This window comes from Microbacterium xerophyticum, assembly GCF_053543555.1.
The window spans coordinates 329,930-347,059 of the sequence record NZ_JBLVOB010000009.1 but is presented as its reverse complement, the minus strand read 5'-3'; the positions used below and the strand labels follow the sequence as shown (position 1 = coordinate 347,059).

General features: G+C 67.5%; 15 protein-coding genes and 1 tRNA gene. 5 read left to right on the top strand and 11 right to left on the bottom strand.

All coding sequences use genetic code 11. The annotated features are described in order from the left end of the window. Positions 1-3: 3 nt before the first annotated feature. From phnE to phnD, 3 genes are read right to left on the bottom strand one after another with little or no spacing between them, the layout of a single operon-like run. Positions 4-1,635 carry a phosphonate ABC transporter, permease protein PhnE gene (phnE, locus tag ACNPNP_RS19570; RefSeq protein ID WP_448967699.1) on the bottom strand — a complete coding sequence of 544 codons (1,632 nt, stop codon included), beginning with the start codon at positions 1,633-1,635 and terminating at the stop codon, positions 4-6. Then, a complete protein-coding gene (gene phnC / locus ACNPNP_RS19565) occupies positions 1,632-2,435 on the bottom strand; it encodes a phosphonate ABC transporter ATP-binding protein (protein WP_448967698.1) in 804 nt (267 codons plus the stop codon). Before phnC ends, phnE begins: the two co-directional genes overlap by 4 nt. Positions 2,436-2,453: 18 nt before the next feature. Beyond that, complete coding sequence (gene phnD, locus ACNPNP_RS19560; protein WP_448967697.1) at positions 2,454-3,464, bottom strand: phosphate/phosphite/phosphonate ABC transporter substrate-binding protein; 1,011 nt, start codon at positions 3,462-3,464, stop codon at positions 2,454-2,456. A 229-nt stretch (positions 3,465-3,693) separates the two neighbouring features. Between phnD and ACNPNP_RS19555 the strand changes: the two genes are divergently transcribed. Then, positions 3,694-3,775: transfer RNA gene (locus ACNPNP_RS19555), tRNA-Leu, on the top strand. 46 nt (positions 3,776-3,821) lie between these two features. Further along, positions 3,822-4,580, top strand: coding sequence for a DedA family protein (locus ACNPNP_RS19550; protein WP_448967696.1), 759 nt, complete (start codon positions 3,822-3,824; stop codon positions 4,578-4,580). A 17-nt stretch (positions 4,581-4,597) separates the two neighbouring features. On the opposite strand, the gene ku is transcribed toward ACNPNP_RS19550, so the two are convergent. Further along, on the bottom strand, positions 4,598-5,404 hold the full coding sequence (gene ku, locus ACNPNP_RS19545) for a non-homologous end joining protein Ku (protein WP_448967695.1): 807 nt from the start codon (positions 5,402-5,404) through the stop codon (positions 4,598-4,600). 60 nt (positions 5,405-5,464) lie between these two features. On the opposite strand from ku, the gene ACNPNP_RS19540 reads away from it, so the two are divergent. Then, positions 5,465-7,885: an ATP-dependent DNA ligase gene (locus tag ACNPNP_RS19540; protein ID WP_448967694.1), complete on the top strand. Its 2,421-nt coding sequence runs from the start codon at positions 5,465-5,467 to the stop codon at positions 7,883-7,885. Positions 7,886-7,893: 8 nt separating this feature from the next. Here ACNPNP_RS19540 and ACNPNP_RS19535 read toward each other — a convergent pair whose 3' ends face one another. The 4 genes from ACNPNP_RS19535 to murI all read right to left on the bottom strand — a co-directional run bounded on the left by ACNPNP_RS19535 (position 7,894) and on the right by murI (position 11,102). Continuing rightward, on the bottom strand, positions 7,894-8,811 hold the full coding sequence (locus ACNPNP_RS19535) for a cation diffusion facilitator family transporter (protein ID WP_448967693.1): 918 nt from the start codon (positions 8,809-8,811) through the stop codon (positions 7,894-7,896). Between the two features lie 97 nt (positions 8,812-8,908). After that, positions 8,909-9,499, bottom strand: coding sequence for an RdgB/HAM1 family non-canonical purine NTP pyrophosphatase (gene rdgB, locus ACNPNP_RS19530; RefSeq protein ID WP_448967692.1), 591 nt, complete (start codon positions 9,497-9,499; stop codon positions 8,909-8,911). 2 nt (positions 9,500-9,501) lie between these two features. After that, the gene (gene rph / locus ACNPNP_RS19525; protein WP_448967691.1) at positions 9,502-10,239 is read right to left on the bottom strand and encodes a ribonuclease PH; all 738 of its coding nucleotides are present in this window, start codon (positions 10,237-10,239) and stop codon (positions 9,502-9,504) included. After that, the gene (gene murI / locus ACNPNP_RS19520; RefSeq protein ID WP_448967690.1) at positions 10,236-11,102 is read right to left on the bottom strand and encodes a glutamate racemase; all 867 of its coding nucleotides are present in this window, start codon (positions 11,100-11,102) and stop codon (positions 10,236-10,238) included. Before murI ends, rph begins: the two co-directional genes overlap by 4 nt. A gap of 95 nt (positions 11,103-11,197) precedes the next feature. Between murI and ACNPNP_RS19515 the strand changes: the two genes are divergently transcribed. Further along, positions 11,198-12,523 carry a nicotinate phosphoribosyltransferase gene (locus tag ACNPNP_RS19515; RefSeq protein ID WP_448967689.1) on the top strand — a complete coding sequence of 442 codons (1,326 nt, stop codon included), beginning with the start codon at positions 11,198-11,200 and terminating at the stop codon, positions 12,521-12,523. Between the two features lie 25 nt (positions 12,524-12,548). On the opposite strand, the gene ACNPNP_RS19510 is transcribed toward ACNPNP_RS19515, so the two are convergent. The 3 genes from ACNPNP_RS19510 to ACNPNP_RS19500 are packed head-to-tail and all read right to left on the bottom strand — an operon-like array spanning position 12,549 to position 16,173. Continuing rightward, positions 12,549-12,815: a DUF3039 domain-containing protein gene (locus ACNPNP_RS19510; RefSeq protein ID WP_033106861.1), complete on the bottom strand. Its 267-nt coding sequence runs from the start codon at positions 12,813-12,815 to the stop codon at positions 12,549-12,551. Between the two features lie 50 nt (positions 12,816-12,865). Beyond that, on the bottom strand, positions 12,866-14,395 hold the full coding sequence (locus tag ACNPNP_RS19505; protein ID WP_448967688.1) for a hypothetical protein: 1,530 nt from the start codon (positions 14,393-14,395) through the stop codon (positions 12,866-12,868). 11 nt (positions 14,396-14,406) lie between these two features. Continuing rightward, entirely contained in the window at positions 14,407-16,173 is a 1,767-nt protein-coding gene (locus ACNPNP_RS19500; protein ID WP_448967687.1) for an ABC transporter ATP-binding protein, read from the bottom strand. A 235-nt stretch (positions 16,174-16,408) separates the two neighbouring features. Here ACNPNP_RS19500 and ACNPNP_RS19495 point away from each other — a divergent pair, with 235 nt between their 5' ends. Beyond that, positions 16,409-17,101 (top strand): phosphocholine cytidylyltransferase family protein, encoded by a 693-nt coding sequence (locus tag ACNPNP_RS19495; RefSeq protein ID WP_448967686.1) that lies wholly within the window; start codon positions 16,409-16,411, stop codon positions 17,099-17,101. Positions 17,102-17,130 lie beyond the last annotated feature (29 nt).

Below are 17,130 nucleotides of genomic sequence, written 5' to 3'. Positions count from 1 at the left end.
AGATCACCTTCTTCCGCGCCCAGCGCGCGACGGACTCGAGGGCCACGACCACAGCCACCAGGCAGATGAGGATGCCCGCCGTCGTCTGATAGTCCAGGGATGCGACCGATTCGTCGAGGAGGAAGCCGATACCGCCGCCCCGACGATGCCCAGCACTGCGGACTCGCGCAGCGCGAGGTCGGACGTGAACAGGCTGTTCCCGATGAAGCTCGGCACGAACTGCGGCCACACGCCGCTGACGAACACCTGCAGCCGATTCGCCCCGGTGGCCTCGAGCGCGCGAAGCGGCGCCGGATCGACCTTCTGCAGCGCGTCCGTGAAGAACTTGGCCGCAAGGGCCGTGCACGAGATCGCCAAGGCGAGGAACCCTGCGAACGGCCCCAGCCCCAGCGCGGCCACGAACACGAGCGCATAGATGATGTCGGGAACGCCTCGAACGAGCACGATGATTCCCCGCAGAAGCAGCGACAGTGGCGCGAACCGGATGACCAGGTTCGTCGAGAGCACTGCGATGACGAGGCCGAGCACCACCCCGAAGGTGGTGGCGGTGAGGGCCATGATGACGCTCTCGAACACGCCGCCGAGGACGTCCACCGTGATGATGGGCGGCACGAACCCGGAGAGCAGCGCGAGAGCGTTCTCCCCCGCTCGCCCGAGTCGCGCGGGATTGAAGCCCAGCTGCATGAGCGAGAACGCGAACAGCGCGACGGCGACGAACGCACCGGCGGTACGCAGTGTGCGCCCGCGGCTCCAACCGGTGACGACCGGATCGGTTCTGCGTCCGTAGAGCTCGGTCGCCGTGCCGGTGTCGGCATGCTCGGCCACCGCGCGTTGAACGGCGTACGACACGACCTCGAGCACGAGCAGCATCCCGATGATGACGAGGATGATGCCTGCCGCGCGGGGATAGTTCAAGGATCCGATGGCGGTCTGCAGCGCGACACCTATGCCGCCGGCACCCACGACGCCGAGCACAGCGGACGCGCGGATGTTGATGTCCAGTCGGTACAGCACGAGCGACGTCATCGCCGGCAGGGCGCGGCTGAAGGTCGTCGCGACGAAGTTCTGAAGTCGTCCCGCCCCCACGGCGGCGACGGCGTCCTTCGGCGACGGATCCTGCTCCTCGAACACATCGGCCATCATCTTGCCGATCATCCCGACCGAGTGCACTGCGATGGCCATGCCGCCGGCGAGCGGTCCGAGCCCGAAGATCCTCACGAAGATGAGCGCGAACACGAGAGAGGGCACAGCTCGCGTCACGACGATGATGAGCTGTGCGATCCATCGCACGACGCGCGGACCGGTGAACGTGCTCGCCGCGGCGGCCGCGAGGAAAACGGACAGCAGCGCGGCGATGCCGGTGCCCGCGATCGCGATCCACAGCGTCTCGAGCGCACTGGAGAGCAGGCTGGGAACGCTGCCGGTCTCTGGTGGCAGCATCCGTTCGAGCAGCCGGGCGATGTCGCCGAATCCGGCGGCGAGCGCCTCCGGGCGGATGTCGATCCACCACACACCGAACGCGGTGACTGCGAGGTAGGCGAGCGGGATCGCCCACGTGGTCGCACGCCGGACCGGGCGCGTGTCGTCGCCCGCCCGCCGTCCGACGCGGGGAGGATCCTCGAGTGTCTGCGTCATGCGCCGGACGCCTCGGCGGTGCGATAGACCGCCCTGAGCTGGTCCTCGGTCGTGTCGCTCGTCGCGGCGTCGAGGACGATCCCGCCGTCGCGCACGGCGACGATCCGATCACTCACCTGCAGAGCGAGGTCGACCTGGTGGAGCGAGCAGATCACGGTGAACCCGTCCTCGGCACTGAGCCTGCGCAACATAGCCAGCACCGACACGCTCGCGGTCGGATCGAGCGAGGCGACCGGCTCGTCCGCGAGGACGATCTCCGCGTCCTGCAGCAGGCTGCGAGCGATCGCCACGCGCTGCTGCTGGCCCCCAGAGAGCGTGTCGCAGCGTTGGAAGCGCTGATCGACGAGTCCGACGCGCTCGAGCTGCACGGTCGCGCGCTCGCGCAGCGCCCGTGGATAGCTCGCCACTCCGTAGCGCGGCATCCGCAGCGCCCCCAGTGAACCCATCAGCACGTTCTCGACCGCCGAGAGGCGCCCGACGAGACCGAACTGCTGGAAGACGAAGCCGACGCGGGCGCGGAGTCGCTGCAGTTCACGGCGACTGCACGTCGCCGGGTCGATCCCGAGCACCTCAACGGATCCGCCCGTCGGTCGATGACTGCCGTTGATCAGGCGCAGCAGCGTCGACTTGCCCGCCCCCGACGGACCCACCAGGGCGACGAACTGCCCCGGCGAGACCTCCAGATCGATGCCCCGCAGCACCGACTTGGCGCCGAAGCTCTTGTCGAGGTCGCGTATGACCAGGCTGCGGGCGGCGGTGTCTGTTCTCGTCATCTGCTTCTCGGATTCAATCGTGAGCATGCTCGCTTGCACCTTCGGTCAGTCCTGGCGGCAGACTTCTGCCTGAGTGGATTCGCAGATGTCGCGAATGGTGTCGTAATCCCCGTCGGTCGCCGGTTCGAACGCGAATGCACCGGTGCCGCCCCACTCGCACGCCATGGTGCCGACGTACTCGTCGCCCCACGGTGCGGGAGCCTCGCGCTGGGCGTCGTCGCACAGACCTGCCTCGGCTGCCGTGACCGCGTCGTGCTCGAGGACCGCGTCGACGATCTTCTGCTTCAGCTCCGCGCTCAGCCAGTCTCCGATGACCAGCGGCGTGCCGGGGATGTCCGGTGACGTCCACACCGTCTCGGTGTCCCCTTCAGCGATCAGGCCCCGCGCGGGCAGGATGTCGGTGACGAAGGTGCTGGCCACGAAGGCGACCTCGCAGTCGCCGGCGAGCATCTGCGTGACCGCCACATCGTGCTTGCCCGCGAACACGGGCGTGATGTCCGATTCGGGATCGATGCCCGCATCGAGCAGTCCCGCCGCTGCCGCGAGGTAGCCGGTCGTCGATGCCGGATCCGTGAAGCACACGGTGCGGCCGGCGACATCCTCGATCGAGGTGATGTCGGATCCCGCGGCGACGACCCCGAGTGAGTTCACGGCCCCCGAGCCCGGTTCCGGGGTGAGCTGATCCATCGCGACCGGAGTGACGTCGGCGACATCCTTGGCCAGGTAGTACGAGAATGCGCCGTACACGGCGATGTCGACGCGTTCGGCGGCCTGGGCCTCGATGACGCCGGCGTTGCTGCTGACCGCCTCGATGCGGGTGGTGATGCCGGTGCCCTCCTCGATCGCGGCCACCAGAGGCTCGAACGACGCCTCGAGTGCCTTGCTGTCATCTGTGGGCACGACGGCGAAGACCAGTTCGGTCGGCGTCTCGGCTGTGTCATCGGCCGGGCGAGCGTTGGGGCTTCCGCCGCAGCCGGCCAAGGCGAGGCTGAGGACCGCCAAGGACACGAGGTAGGGGGTCTTGCGCATCATCGGGCTCTTTCTGTCGTCGGTCACGGCGGATCCGAATCCGTCATACGGCACTTCTATGTACTGTCGATCTAGAAACTGTGGCCTATTGCTCATCACTGAACCAGGGCTGAATTTCGGGTTAAGCAGATTCCAGCATCAATTGTTGAATGTGTCAATCATTTCCGACGGTGCCATTTCGGGGTTCCCCTCATCCGATGCGAGGGTTCACCCGCCTTTTCCGCACCGAAGTGCGCCCCTAGACTGAAAGCACAGCGCGGGAGTGGTGAAATTGGTAGACACGCAGGATTTAGGTTCCTGTGCCCCAGGGCGTGTGGGTTCAAGTCCCACCTTCCGCACAGCACGTATCGATTGACCGCCGCACGACCTGCTCGATGGGACACCATGCATCAGATCGCCCTCATCCCCTGGCTCGACCCTGAGCTCATCATCGGCGCGGCCGGGCCCTGGGCACTGCTGGTGGTCTGCTTCATCGTGTTCGCGGAGACCGGTCTTCTGGTCGGTTTCCTGCTTCCGGGCGACACCCTGCTCGTGATCGCCGGGCTTCTCACCCACACGAACAACGTGTTCGGTCTGAACATCTGGTTCGTCGCGCTGCTGATCGCCCTCGCCGCGTTCGTCGGCGGTGAGGTCGGGTATCTCATCGGCCACAAGGGCGGCCCCGCCGTGTTCGAGCGCAAGGAGTCCGGACTCTTCAGCCGCAAGAACGTCGAGCGGACGAATGCGTTCTTCGAGCGCTACGGCGGACTGACCGTGATCCTCGCCCGATTCGTGCCGATCGTGCGCACCTTCGCACCCGTCGCAGCGGGCGTGGGGCATATGCCGTGGCGCAAATACAGCCTCTACAACCTCATCGGCGCCCTCCTGTGGGGCTTCGGTCTGACGATGCTCGGCTACCTCATCGCCTACATCCCGTGGATCGCGCACCTCGTCACCGAGTACATCGACATCATCCTGCTCGTCGCCGTCGGCGGCACTGCGGTGATCACGCTGTGGCACTACTTCTCGGAGCGCTACAAGGTCAAGAAGGAACTCGCCGCCGGCGGCGACGCGACGGTCGACGCGGCTGAGGCCGAGCATCTCACGCTCGACCCTGAGGTCTTCGACCGCGCTCCCGACCTGGACGGCGACGGCAAGCACTGACTCTCAGCGAACGGCGCTCACCCGGCATCCTTCTTCTTCGCCCGTGAGCGCTCGACACTCGCCTTGAGAGCCTCCATGAGGTCGATGACCTCACCGCCCTTCTCGTCCTCGCCCTCCTCGGCGAAGGTCTCCTTGACGTCGAAGGTCTCGCCCGCCTCGATCTTCGCGTCGATCAGGGTGCGAAGCTCCTTCTGATACTCGTCGACGAACGACTCGGGATCGAAGTCACTGGAGTAGCTGTCGACGAGGCTCGATGAGAGCTCGAGCTCCTTCTTCGAGATCTTCACGTCCTCGTCGAGTGACGCGAACTCGGCCGCGCGCACCTCGTCGGCCCACAGCAGCGTCTGCAGCACGAGCACATCCCCGCGCACCCGCAGTGCGGCGAGCCGCGTCTTCTGACGAAGCGTGAAGCGCACGATCGCCGTCCTGTCGGTCTGCTCGAGGGTCTTTCGCAGCAGCACGTACGCCTTGGGCGACTTGGAATCCGGTTCCAGGTAGTACGCCTTGTCGAGCGTGAGCAGATCGACCTGCTCGCTCGGCACGAACTCGACCACATCGATCTCACGGCTGCGCTCGGCAGGCAGCGCGTCGAGGTCCTCCTTGGTGAGGACGACCATCTGGCCGTCGTCCTCGTAGGCCCTGTCGATGTTCTGATAGGCGACGACCTCACCGCACACCTCGCACGTGCGCTTGTACCGGATGCGCCCGCCGTCCTCATCGTGCACCTGGTGCAGGGAGACATCGTGGTCCTCGGTAGCGGAGTACACCTTCACCGGCACATTCACGAGCCCGAACGTCAGGGCTCCCTTCCAGATCGACCTCATGAGACCAGTACACACCGCGGGAGCAGTCGAATGCCAGAGGGTTGCGGTTACTCTTTCGTCATGGCAACAGGCGGGCAGGTCGTCGAAGTCGACGGACGTCGTGTGCGCCTGACCAACCTCGACAAAGTGCTCTACCCGGAGACGGGGACCACCAAGGGCGAGATGATCGCCTATTACACCGCGGTCGCCCCTCGGATGCTTCCGCTCCTGGCCGGGCGGCCGATCACGAGGAAGCGCTGGGTGGAGGGCGTCGGAACCGCGGATGCCCCGGCGGATGCGTTCTTCGCGAAGCAGTTGGATGCCGGGGCGCCGAGCTGGGTGCACCGGATGCCGATCGAGCACTCCGGCGGCCCGAAGGAGTATCCGATCGCGGATGACCTGCCCACGCTGGTGTGGCTGGCCCAGGTCGCGAGCATCGAGCTGCACGTTCCGCAGTGGCGGTTCAGCGCATCGGGCGAACGACAGGGCCCCGACCGTCTCGTGCTGGACCTCGATCCCGGCCCCGGCGCCGACCTTCCGCTGTGCGCGCACGTCGCCGGGCTCGCCAGAGACATCCTGCGCGACATCGGCCTGGATCCGCTGCCCGTGACGAGCGGCAGCAAGGGCATCCACCTCTACAGTCATCTGGACGGCACGCAGACGAGCGACCAGGCCTCGGCGATCGCCCGCGAACTCGCCCGCGCCATCGAGGCCGACCATCCCGACATCGCCACCAGCACCATGTCGAAAGCGGTCCGCGGTGGCAGGGTGTTCCTCGACTGGAGCCAGAACAACGGCAAGAAGACGACCATCTCCCCGTATTCACTGCGCGGGCGCGCGCACCCGACGGTGGCGGCTCCCCGCACCTGGGACGAACTCGATGACCCCGACCTGCGCCAGCTGCGCTTCGACGAGGTCATGGAGCGTGTCCGCGAGGGGATCGACCCTCTCGCGAGCCTGGTCGCAGCAGCGAGTTCAGATCTTCTCGAGCCGTATCGTGAGAAGCGCGACGCGAAGAAGACTCCGGAGCCCATGCCGCAGGCGCCTCCGGCACCGGATGCCGGCGGGCTCCCCCGCTTCGTGATCCAGGAGCATCACGCCAGGCGCACGCATTTCGACCTGCGCATCGAACGCGATGGGGTCCTGGTCAGCTGGGCGGTGCCGAAGGGCGTCCCCGAGACGCCGGAAGGCAACCACCTCGCCGTGATGACGGAGCCGCATCCGCTGGAGTACTTGACCTTCCACGGCGAGATCCCGAAGGGCGAATACGGTGCGGGGACGATGACGATATGGGACACCGGCACCGTCGAGCTGGAGAAATGGCGCGACGACGAGGTGATCGGCACGTTCACCGGTGCGGGTCCGCTCGGCCGTGCGCGACTCGCCCTGATCCGCACCGACGGGTCGGGCGAGAAATCGTCCTGGCTGCTGCATCGCATGAAGGAGCAGAAGGATGCTGCGCGCCGCCCCGCCGCGTCGAAGCGCCGCCGTGCGCCTTCCGTCGACGATGCACCGTCCGACACGACCCCCGTCGGGGCTCCCCCGCGCCCGATGCTCGCCGAGTCGGGGACGGTCGGGCTGGTCCGTTCGTTGCGCGATCCATGGATCGAGATCAAATGGGACGGCATTCGTGCCATCGGCACCTGGGCGGAAGGGCGGATGAGCCTGCACGCGCGCAGCGGCACCGACATCACGGCGCGATATCCCGAGCTCACCGCTGACGGCGCTCCCCACCTCGCCGTCGAGGATGCCGTCATCGACGGCGAGATCGTCGCTCTCGACGCCTCCGGCCGCCCGAGCTTCAGCAGACTGCAGAGCCGCATGCATCTGACGAAGGCGCGCGAGATCGAGCGAGAAGTGGTCCGCACACCCGTCCGGTACCACGCGTTCGACCTTCTCCGGCTCGACGGTCATGACCTCACCGGCCTGCCGCTGCGCGATCGGCGCGCCCTGCTGGAGACGCTCGTGGACGGCGTGGATGCGCCGATCCTCGTGCCACCGGTCTTCGACGACCTGGATGCGGCGCTGGAGACCAGCGCGGCATTCGATCTCGAGGGGGTCGTGGCGAAGGACTCCGGATCCGCATACCGACCAGGCATCCGGTCCGGTTCGTGGCTGAAGATCAAGCACACCCGCACACAGGAGGTCGCGATCGCCGGCATCCGACCGGGTAAGGGCGACCGCGAAGGCCGCATCGGCTCGCTGCTGCTCGGGATCCCGGATGCTGAGGCAAGAGCCCTGCGCTACGTCGGACGGGTCGGCAGCGGCTTCACGGAGCGGATGCTCGGTGATCTCGCAGCCCAGCTGGAGCCGCTTCGCACGAAGAGCGCCGAGATCACCGGTGTTCCGGCTCCGGACGCGCGTGACGCGCTGTGGGTGCGCCCGATTCTGGTCGGCGAGGTCGAGTTCGCGAACTGGACGCCGGACGGCATCCTCCGTCATGCCCGCTGGCGCGGGCTTCGTCCGGACAAGTCCGTGGACGAGATCGTCGTCGAATCCTGATCCGCCCGTCAGGCGTGGGCCTCTTCGCACTCCCCCGCTTCGGCGGATTCGATCTGGAACGTCGAGTGCGCGACATCGAAGTGGTCGGTGAGGCAGCCCTGCAGCTCTTCGAGCAGCAGATCGGAGCGTCCGGTCGCGAGCAGCGCGGGATCGACCTTGACGTGGGCAGTGAACACGGGTGCGCCGCGCGTGAGCTGCCACACGTGCACATCGTGCACGCTGCGCACACCGTCGAAGGCGAGCAGGTGGTCGCGGATCTCGCTGACGTGCGTGTTCTTCGGGGCCGACTCGGCGAGAACCGAGAACACCTCGCGCAGCAGCGCGATCGCGCGCGGGATGATCATGACCGCGATCAGCAACGACGCGATCGCATCCGCCGGCATCCATCCGGTCGTGACGATGACGATCGCCGCGACGATCACGGCCGCCGAGCCGATCATGTCGCCGAGAACCTCGAGGTAGGCGCCGCGCACGTTGATGCTCGTCTTCTGCGCGGCGCTGAGCAGCCACATCGCCACCGCGTTGGCGATCAGGCCGATCACCGCGACGATGAGCATGAGCGGACCGGCCACCTCGGTCTCGGCCGGCTCCAGCAGACGCTTCACGCCTTCGATGCCGACGAGCACCGACAGCACGATGAGGATGATGGCGTTGATCAGCGCGCCGAACACCTCGGCCCGCTGATAACCGAACGTGCGCCGGTCATCCGCCGGACGCGCAGCGACAGCCGTCGCGATCAGCGCGACCACGAGTGCCGAGGCATCCGTGAACATGTGGGCCGCGTCGGCCAGCAGGGCGAGCGAGCCGGTGAGGATCGCGCCGACGACCTGCACCAGCATCACCGTCGCGGTCAGGCACAGCGAGATCGTCAGCAACCGGCGGTTGCTGAAACCGCGGATCCCTGTCCCGTGTGCGTGATCGTGCATGCATCCAGGCTACGGCCGGAACAGCGTAGGAGAGCGCCTATCCGCCTAGTCGGGAAGGGTAACGATTCTCAGTTGCGGAGGCGTGCGGCAGTCGCGCTCAGAGCGTCTGAAGCAGCGGGATGAGTGCCTGGAAGGCACGCGCCCTGTGCGACTGCGACTGCTTCTCCTGGTCGGAGAACTCCCCGACCGACCGCTCCGGGGCCTCCTGCCCGTCGGGAATGAAGATCGGGTCGTAGCCGAAGCCGCCGGAACCCGATGCCTCACGTGCCAGACGTCCCGGCCACACACCGGCGACCGTGTGCTCGGCTCCGTCGGGGATGACGAGCGCGATGGTCGAGACGAACTGCGCAGCACGGTGCGGATCGGCGATGTCGGCGAGCTGATCGAGCAGCAGCTCGAGGTTCGCCGCGGCGTCCTTCTTCTGCCCGGCCCAGTACGCGGAGAAGATGCCGGGCGACCCGCCGAGCACATCGACGCAGATGCCCGAATCATCGGCCATCGCCGCGAGGCCGGTGTGCGCAGCGGCGGCGCGAGCCTTGAGCAGGGCGTTCTCGGCGAACGTCACGCCGTCCTCCACCGGCTCGGGGCCGTCGTAGCCGACGACCTCCAGGTCGGGCCTGGTCATCGCGAGGATCTGCTGGAACTCCGCGACCTTGTGCGGGTTGTGCGTGGCGAGGACGATCTTCATCGTCACTCGCCTGCCAGCGCCTTCAGCTGATGCCCCTTCAGCGTCTCACAGCCCGCAAGGCCGAGCTCGAGCAGAGCGTCGAGTTCGCGCTTGTCGAACGGCGCCCCCTCGGCCGTGCCCTGCACTTCGACGAACAGTCCACGACCGGTCACGACGATGTTCATGTCGGTCTCAGCGCGCACATCCTCGACATATGGCAGATCGAGCATGGGTGTGCCGTCGATGATCCCGACCGAGATCGCCGAGACGGAGTCGAGCAGCGGCTTCGCGTTCTTGCCGATGAACTTCTTCTCGCGTCCCCACTCGATCGCGTCGGCGAGAGCGACGTATGCCCCGGTGATGGCGGCGGTGCGGGTGCCGCCGTCGGCCTGCAGCACGTCGCAGTCGATCACGATCGTGTTCTCGCCGAGCGCCTTGGTGTCGACGACCGCGCGCCGCCCGCGTCCGATGAGACGGGAGATCTCATGGGTGCGCCCTCCGATGCGGCCCTTGACGCTCTCGCGATCGTTGCGGCTGTTCGTCGCGCGCGGCAGCATCGCGTATTCGGCGGTCACCCACCCCTTGCCCTTGCCGGTGAGCCAGCGCGGCACCCCGTTCGTGAAGGATGCCGTGCACAGCACCTTCGTGCCGCCGAAGCTGATCAGCGCGGAGCCCTCGGCGTTCGCGCTCCAGCCGCGCTCGATCGTGATCTCGCGGAGCTGGTCGGTGGAACGGCCGTCGGCGCGGACGATGTCGGTCATGAGGTTCCTTCTGGGTTGGAGATACCGGCCTCAGCCAGTTCGGAGAGGTCGGGAAGCGTGATCACACCGGTCTGCACGTGCTGCACGTCGCGCACCTCGCGGCCCATGAGCCGGTTGGCGAGCGCGGTGAACTCCTCGGTGGACTCACCGGTGGCCTCGTACACCGCGGTGGCGACGGCATCCGGCGGTGCGAGCAGATCGCCGCGCACGAGCTGACGGTACACGTCGCCGGCCGTCTCGTCGTCGCTGGAGACGAGGCTCACGCCGTCGCCCATGACGTAGCCGATCGCGCCGCGCAGGAACGGATAGTGCGTGCAGCCGAGCACCAGAGTGTCGACGTCGGCGTCACGCAGCGGAGCGAGGTACTCCTCCGCCACCGCGAGCACCTCAGCGGTGCCGGTGATACCGGCCTCCACGAACTCCACGAAACGGGGGCACGCGGCCGTGAACACGGAGAGCCGCTCATTGACCTCGAGCATGTCCTGGTAGGCGCGCGATCCGATGGTCCCCACGGTGCCGATGACGCCGATGCGGTTGTTGCGCGTCGTCGAGACCGCGCGGCGCACCGCGGGCCCGATCACTTCGATCACCGGCACGTCGTAACGCTCCCTTGCGTCGCGCAGCATCGCGGCGGACGCCGTGTTGCACGCGATCACGAGCATCTTCACGCCCTGATCGACAAGCGTGTCGAGCACCTCGAGCGAATAGCGGCGCACGTCGGCGATGGGCTTCGGGCCGTAAGGCGAATGGGCGGTGTCACCGATGTACACGAACGATTCCCGCGGCAGCTGGGCACGGATCGCGCGAGCCACCGTGAGCCCGCCGACACCGGAGTCGAAGATTCCGATCGGCGCGTCATTCATGACTACCGAGCCTACCCTTCGACTCGTACTGCGCGCTCAGGGCGGCGCCGTGTCCGCCGCGCTCGCCTACCCGCCGCGCTCACTAAGCTGAGCGCATGACCTCGTCTACGGCGCTGCTCACAGACCGATACGAACTCACGATGCTCGGCGCAGCTCTGCGGGACGGCACAGCCGCGCGGCCGAGCGTCTTCGAACTCTTCTCGCGGCGGCTCTCCGGCGGTCGACGCTTCGGCGTCGTGGCCGGCACCGGACGCCTGCTCTCGCTCATGCGCGACTTCCACTTCGGTGAGGATGAACTGCGGTTCCTGCACGACGGCGGCGTCGTGGATGCGGAGACGCTGAAGTATCTGGAGGACTACCGGTTCACGGGGTCGGTGCACGGCTACCGCGAGGGAGAGCTGTACTTCCCCGGCTCCCCCATCCTCACTGTGGAGGGCACCTTCGCGGATGCCGTCGTGCTGGAGACACTCGCACTGAGCGTGCTCAACCACGACTCGGCCGTCGCGACGGCCGCCTCGAGGATGAGCATGGCCGCCGGCGAGCGCCCGTTGGCTGAGATGGGCTCGCGCAGAGCCGCGGAGCGGTCGGCTGTCGCGGCTGCCCGCGCGGCGTTCATCGCCGGTTTCAGCTCGACGAGCAATCTCGAGGCGGGGCGGCAGTGGGGCATTCCGACCATGGGCACTGCCGCGCACTCATGGACGCTCCTGCACGATACGGAGGAGGACGCCTTTCGCGCGCAGATCGAGAGCCTCGGCACCGACACCACTCTGCTCGTGGACACCTACGACATCCGCACCGGGGTCGAGACCGCCATCCGCGTCGCGGGAACAGGGCTCGGCGGCGTGCGCCTGGATTCCGGTGACCTCCCGACGGTCGCGGCAGCGGTGCGCACGCAGCTCGACGAACTCGGCGCCACCGGTACCAGGATCACGGTGACCAGCGACCTCGACGAGTACGCGATAGCCGCCCTCGCCGCATCTCCCGTCGATTCATACGGCGTCGGAACCTCGGTGGTGACCGGTTCCGGATATCCGACGGCCGGGATGGTCTACAAGCTCGTGGCCCGCCAGGATCCGTCCGGATCGTGGATCGGGGTCGCGAAGGCGTCCACCGACAAGGCCTCCAAGGGCGGGCGCAAGGCGGCGTTCCGCACCCTGCGCGACGGCGTCGCGGTGGCCGAGACCGTGGTGGTCTCCGATGGATTCGAAGACATCAGCACCGGAGCCGAGCACCCCGATTCCCGTTCGCTGCAGGTGATGCTCGTCGACCGCGGAGACATCGACGAGCGCTACGAGGGGGCAGAGGGCACGGCATCCGCTCGAGAGCATCACATGCGCGTGCGCGAGGAGATGCCGGTGCGCGCACTGGCGCTGAGCAAGTCCGACCCCGCGATCCCGACGGTGTTCGTCGACGCGGAGTAATCCGAGGCGGGGCTCTCGAGCGCGGTCAGTTGACCATCGACTCGTAGATCTCCTTGCACGTGGGGCAGATCGGGAACTTCTCCGGATCGCGACCCGGAGTCCATTTCTTGCCGCACAGGGCACGCACCGGCTTCCCGGAGATCGCCGACTCGAGGATCTTGTCCTTCTTCACGTAATGCGAGAAGCGCTCGTGGTCGCCCGGCTCGAGGTTCTCTTCGTTGAGAAGTTCTTCCAGTTCGCGATCAAGCGTTGCCACGCCGCCCTGATCGGGGCTGTCCAGCGGAGTACTCATAGCGGTGAGTCTAACCGTCCTCAGGCCTGCGCGGGGCGCAGATCGTGCACTCAGGCGGTCTCGACGAACTCCATCAGGCGTGCGCCGCCGCGGTCGTAGATCCGGCCACCCGCGAACGTGCCGAGCGCGAGGACCAAGGCGCCAGTGGCCAGGCCGACCCAGAACGTCAGCGGGTTGTAGACGCCGTCGGTGATGATCGTCATGATGAACAGCCACAGCGTCGGAGCGCTGACGATCAGCGTGCCGATGAACGCGGCAGCCGGGCCGAAGGAGCCGCGCGATGCCGATCGTTGAGGCTGCTGGAACGGGCTGTCACCGGGCCGCGAGACCGCGTACGGGGAGACGACGGAGGAGATGCTGGACAGGCCGAGACCGGAGAGGAAGAGACTCGATGCGAGCCCGATCATCGGAAGCAGCAGATACCAGCTCTCGATGAGCGCGAGCGTCAAGGGTATGGCGATCGCGAGCACGGGGATCGCCACCAGCGCGATCGGGACCAGGCGGCCCAGGCGATCAGGGAGACCGCGCACGCCGCTGGCGACATGCGTCCACAGTGCGGTCGAGTCGTACGCCACATCGTTGTGCGGGAGCCAGCCGAAGAACAGCGCCATGACCGAAACAGGCACGAGCGCGGCGATGTACAGCGGCACACCCGCGACGAGCAGCGGGAAGACCGTCAGAATCCCGGCGATGGGGACGACGATGATGTTCACGATGTAGCGGCGATCGCGCAGCCAGTACACCAGGCTCCGCGCGGCGATCGCACCGAACGCGTTGCTGGGCAGAAGCGCGAACCAGCCGAGGCCCGCCCGTTCACGCGATGCCACCGGGCGCTCCGTGGTCGTGAGCAGCCGGCGCACGACCCATGACCACGTGAGCCAGGCGCCGACCACCGTCGCCGCGGCGACGATCCCGCTGATCCACGCCCCTGCGGTGTCGCCGGCGGCGATCGCGAACGGGAAGGCGGGGATCGCAGCGAACGGCGTGAAGCCGACGACCGTCGTCGCGACCGCCACCGGACGGGGCACTGCGCCGTCCCATTCCAACGAGGCGAGGAACACGGCCACCGGGAAGGCCACGACCACGACCGCGAGGGCGAACAGCGCGGTGAGCTCGCGCGAACGACGCTCAGGCAGAAGGAGTGCGCTCAACGACATGCCGATGCGGGACGCGAGAGCGGACGCGAGCACTCCGAGCAGCGCGAAGAGCACGGCCGCGATCCAGGGAGCTCCCGACTGCACGACGAGGATCACGATGCACACGCCGACGGCGAGCAGCGCGAACGAGGGCACGCTGACCAGCGAGGCGAGCGCGAGGATCCACGGCATCTGCCGTTCGTCCACGCCGAAGACGCCGAACCTGCGCGGATCGAGCTGATCGACCGTCCCTGTGAGGATCGGGCCGATCAGGAACCCGAGCAGAACCGCGGTGCCGCCCAGAACGATCACGGCACGGGCGACGGCGAGGGGCGCGTCGGCGAGACTCAGTACGGCGATGCACACGGCGACCGTCACGATCACCACCGCGGCCAGCCCGAGCAGGGTGCGCACAGCTCGTCCGCCCCGGAGAGCGCCGAGCATCAGCATCAGCCTCAGTCGGAGAACGTGTGCAACCACTCGAGTCCCTCCACCTCGCTGATGCCGCCGGAGAGCTCGACGAAACGCGCTTCGAGGGTCGACCCCGCACGCACCTCATCGATCGTCCCCTCGGCCAGCACATCACCGCCGACGATGATCGCGACGCGCGAGCAGACCCGCTCGACGAGGTCCATGCCGTGACTGGACAGGATGACCGTGCCTCCGTGCGCGACATACGCGCGGAGGATGTCGAGGATGACCGCGGAGGACACAGGATCGACGGCCTCGAACGGCTCGTCGAGCACGAGCACCCGTGGCGAGTGGATCATGGCACCCGCGAGCATGATCTTCTTCGTCATACCCGCCGAGTAGTCGGAGACGACGCGGTTCAGGGCATCGGCGAGATCGAACGCGCGGGCGAGATCCGCGGTGCGCTTGTCGATCACGTCGGAGGCCAGTCCGCGAAGCAGACCGTAGTAGTGCAGCAGCTGGCGGCCGGTGAGTCGGTCGAAGGTGCGCAGACGATCGGGCAGCACGCCCATCAGGCGCTTGGCTCCGAGCGAGTCCTCCGCCTGATCGATGCCGCAGACGACGACCTGCCCGGATGTCGCGCGGAGCAGGCCGGCGAGGATCGACAGCGTGGTCGTCTTACCCGCCCCGTTCGGCCCCACGATTCCGTAGAAGGAGCCGGCGGGAACAGTGAGGTCGATGCCGTTGACCGCACGCTGATCGCCGAAGTCCTTGACGAGGTCGCGCAGGATGACGGCGTGCTCCGCGGATGCCGGGCCCGCGAGGGTGTCGGCGACCGCTGCGGGCGTGGCGTCCTCGGGCTCGATGACCTCGGGCTCGACGTCCTCGGGCTCGACGTCCTCGGGCTCGACGACCTCGGGCTCGACGACCTCGGGCTCCGGGGACGTCGACTCCGCGACAGCCGGCTCGGTGACCGAAGATGTTGCGTCCGCGCTCTCCGCTGCCGCATCGGCGTGAGCCGGCTCGGACGAGAGGAGGTCGGCGAAGAGTACGTCGTCCGCGCCTGCGTCCTCGGCGGGGCGCGGAGCCGCGGGCTCGGGTGACGCGACCGTCTCAGCCGTCGGCGCTGCGGCGTCCGCCGCGACGACGGGCTTGGGTCGCGTCGCAGCACTCGTCGCGCGGGGCTTCGTCGTCCGCGCCGTCTTCTTCGGAGCCGGGCGCTTGGCGGCGGGCGTGCGCGCAGGTGCCGCGGGTGCGGTCGCGGCCGGCGTCTCCGCCTTCTGCTGCGCCGGCTCGTCTGCGTCTGTCGCCGGGCCGGATCCCGCCGCATCGGCCTCGGCGGCTTTCGCCTCGGCCGCCTTCGCCGCAGCTGCCTTCGCGGCAGCGCTCTTCGCTGCGGCCGACTTCGCTGCCGTCGTCTTGGCCGCCGCAGCCTTCGCAGCGGCGGTCTTGGTCGCTGTCCTGGCCGCCGCGCTACGAGCGGCAGCGGACTTCGCCGCGGCCGTCTTCGCCGCGGTGGTGCGCGCAGCCGCTGTCTTCGCCGCCGCGGCCTTGACCTCGCCGGACTTGACCGCTGCGGCCTTCTCGGCCATCGTCTTCCCGGCCGGCGCAGCGGCAGACTTCGCCGCGGCAGATTTCGTGTTGGTCGACTTCGCGGTGCTCGACTTCGCGGTCGCCGTCTTCGTCCGCGCCGCTGTGCTCTTGGTCTTCGGCGATGCCGATCTCGCCGGAGGCTTCTTCGCCGAGCCGTCGACGGGGGCCGCCGTCACGTCGTCTGGCCCATCGGCGCGATCATCTGGAGAAGCAGTCACCGTCCTACGGTATCAATGGCACTGGACTTTCCGAGGGTGCGGCGAAACAATTCAGTGAACGCCTGATTCCGCACCGCGCTGCACCTGTGCGTCAGGTGTGTACTCGATCACGAAATGGCAACGGCGACGGCCTGTCCCGGGGGTTCCCAGGGGGCATCGCTAACATGAACTCGGCACGAAGAAGTGTCTGGTCGGTGAACCGACCGTGAACACAGATTCTTTTTAAGGAGTATTCGTGACTCTTCAGACCGTCATCCTCGCCGCGGGCATGGGCTCGCGCCTCGGCCGCGCCCTTCCGAAGCCGCTGACCGAGCTCAACGACGGACGCACGATCATGCAGCAGCAGCACGAGAACATCCGTGCCGTGTTCGGCAGCGACGCCCGCGTCACCGCCGTCGTCGGGTATCGCGCCGAGACGATCATCGAAGCCTTCCCGCACGTCAACTACGTGCACAACGAGCGCTACGACGAGACCAACACGTCCAAGAGCCTGCTGCGTGCCCTCGGAGCCACGGGCAAGGGCGGCGTGCTCTGGATGAACGGCGACGTGGTGTTCGACCCGCGCATCCTCGGCCGTGCGATCGAGTTCATCGAGCGCGACCAGTCGTTCGTGGCCGTGAACACCTCCAAGGTGAGCGACGAAGAGGTCAAGTACACCGTCACCGCCGAGGGCTTCATCGACAAGCTCTCCAAGAGCGTCAAGGGCGGGCTCGGCGAGGCCATCGGCATCAACTACATCTCCTCGACGTACAAGAAGGCGTTCATGCGCCAGCTTGCACGCGTCGACGACCAGGAGTACTTCGAGGGCGGCCTCGAACTGGCGATCGCCGAAGACGGCCTGCTGCTCGAGCCGATGGATGTGTCCGATCTCTACGCCGTCGAGGTCGACTTCGCCGAAGACCTCGAGCAGGCGAACCTGTACGTCTGATCACCGCATCGCCGAGAGCCGCGCCCTGA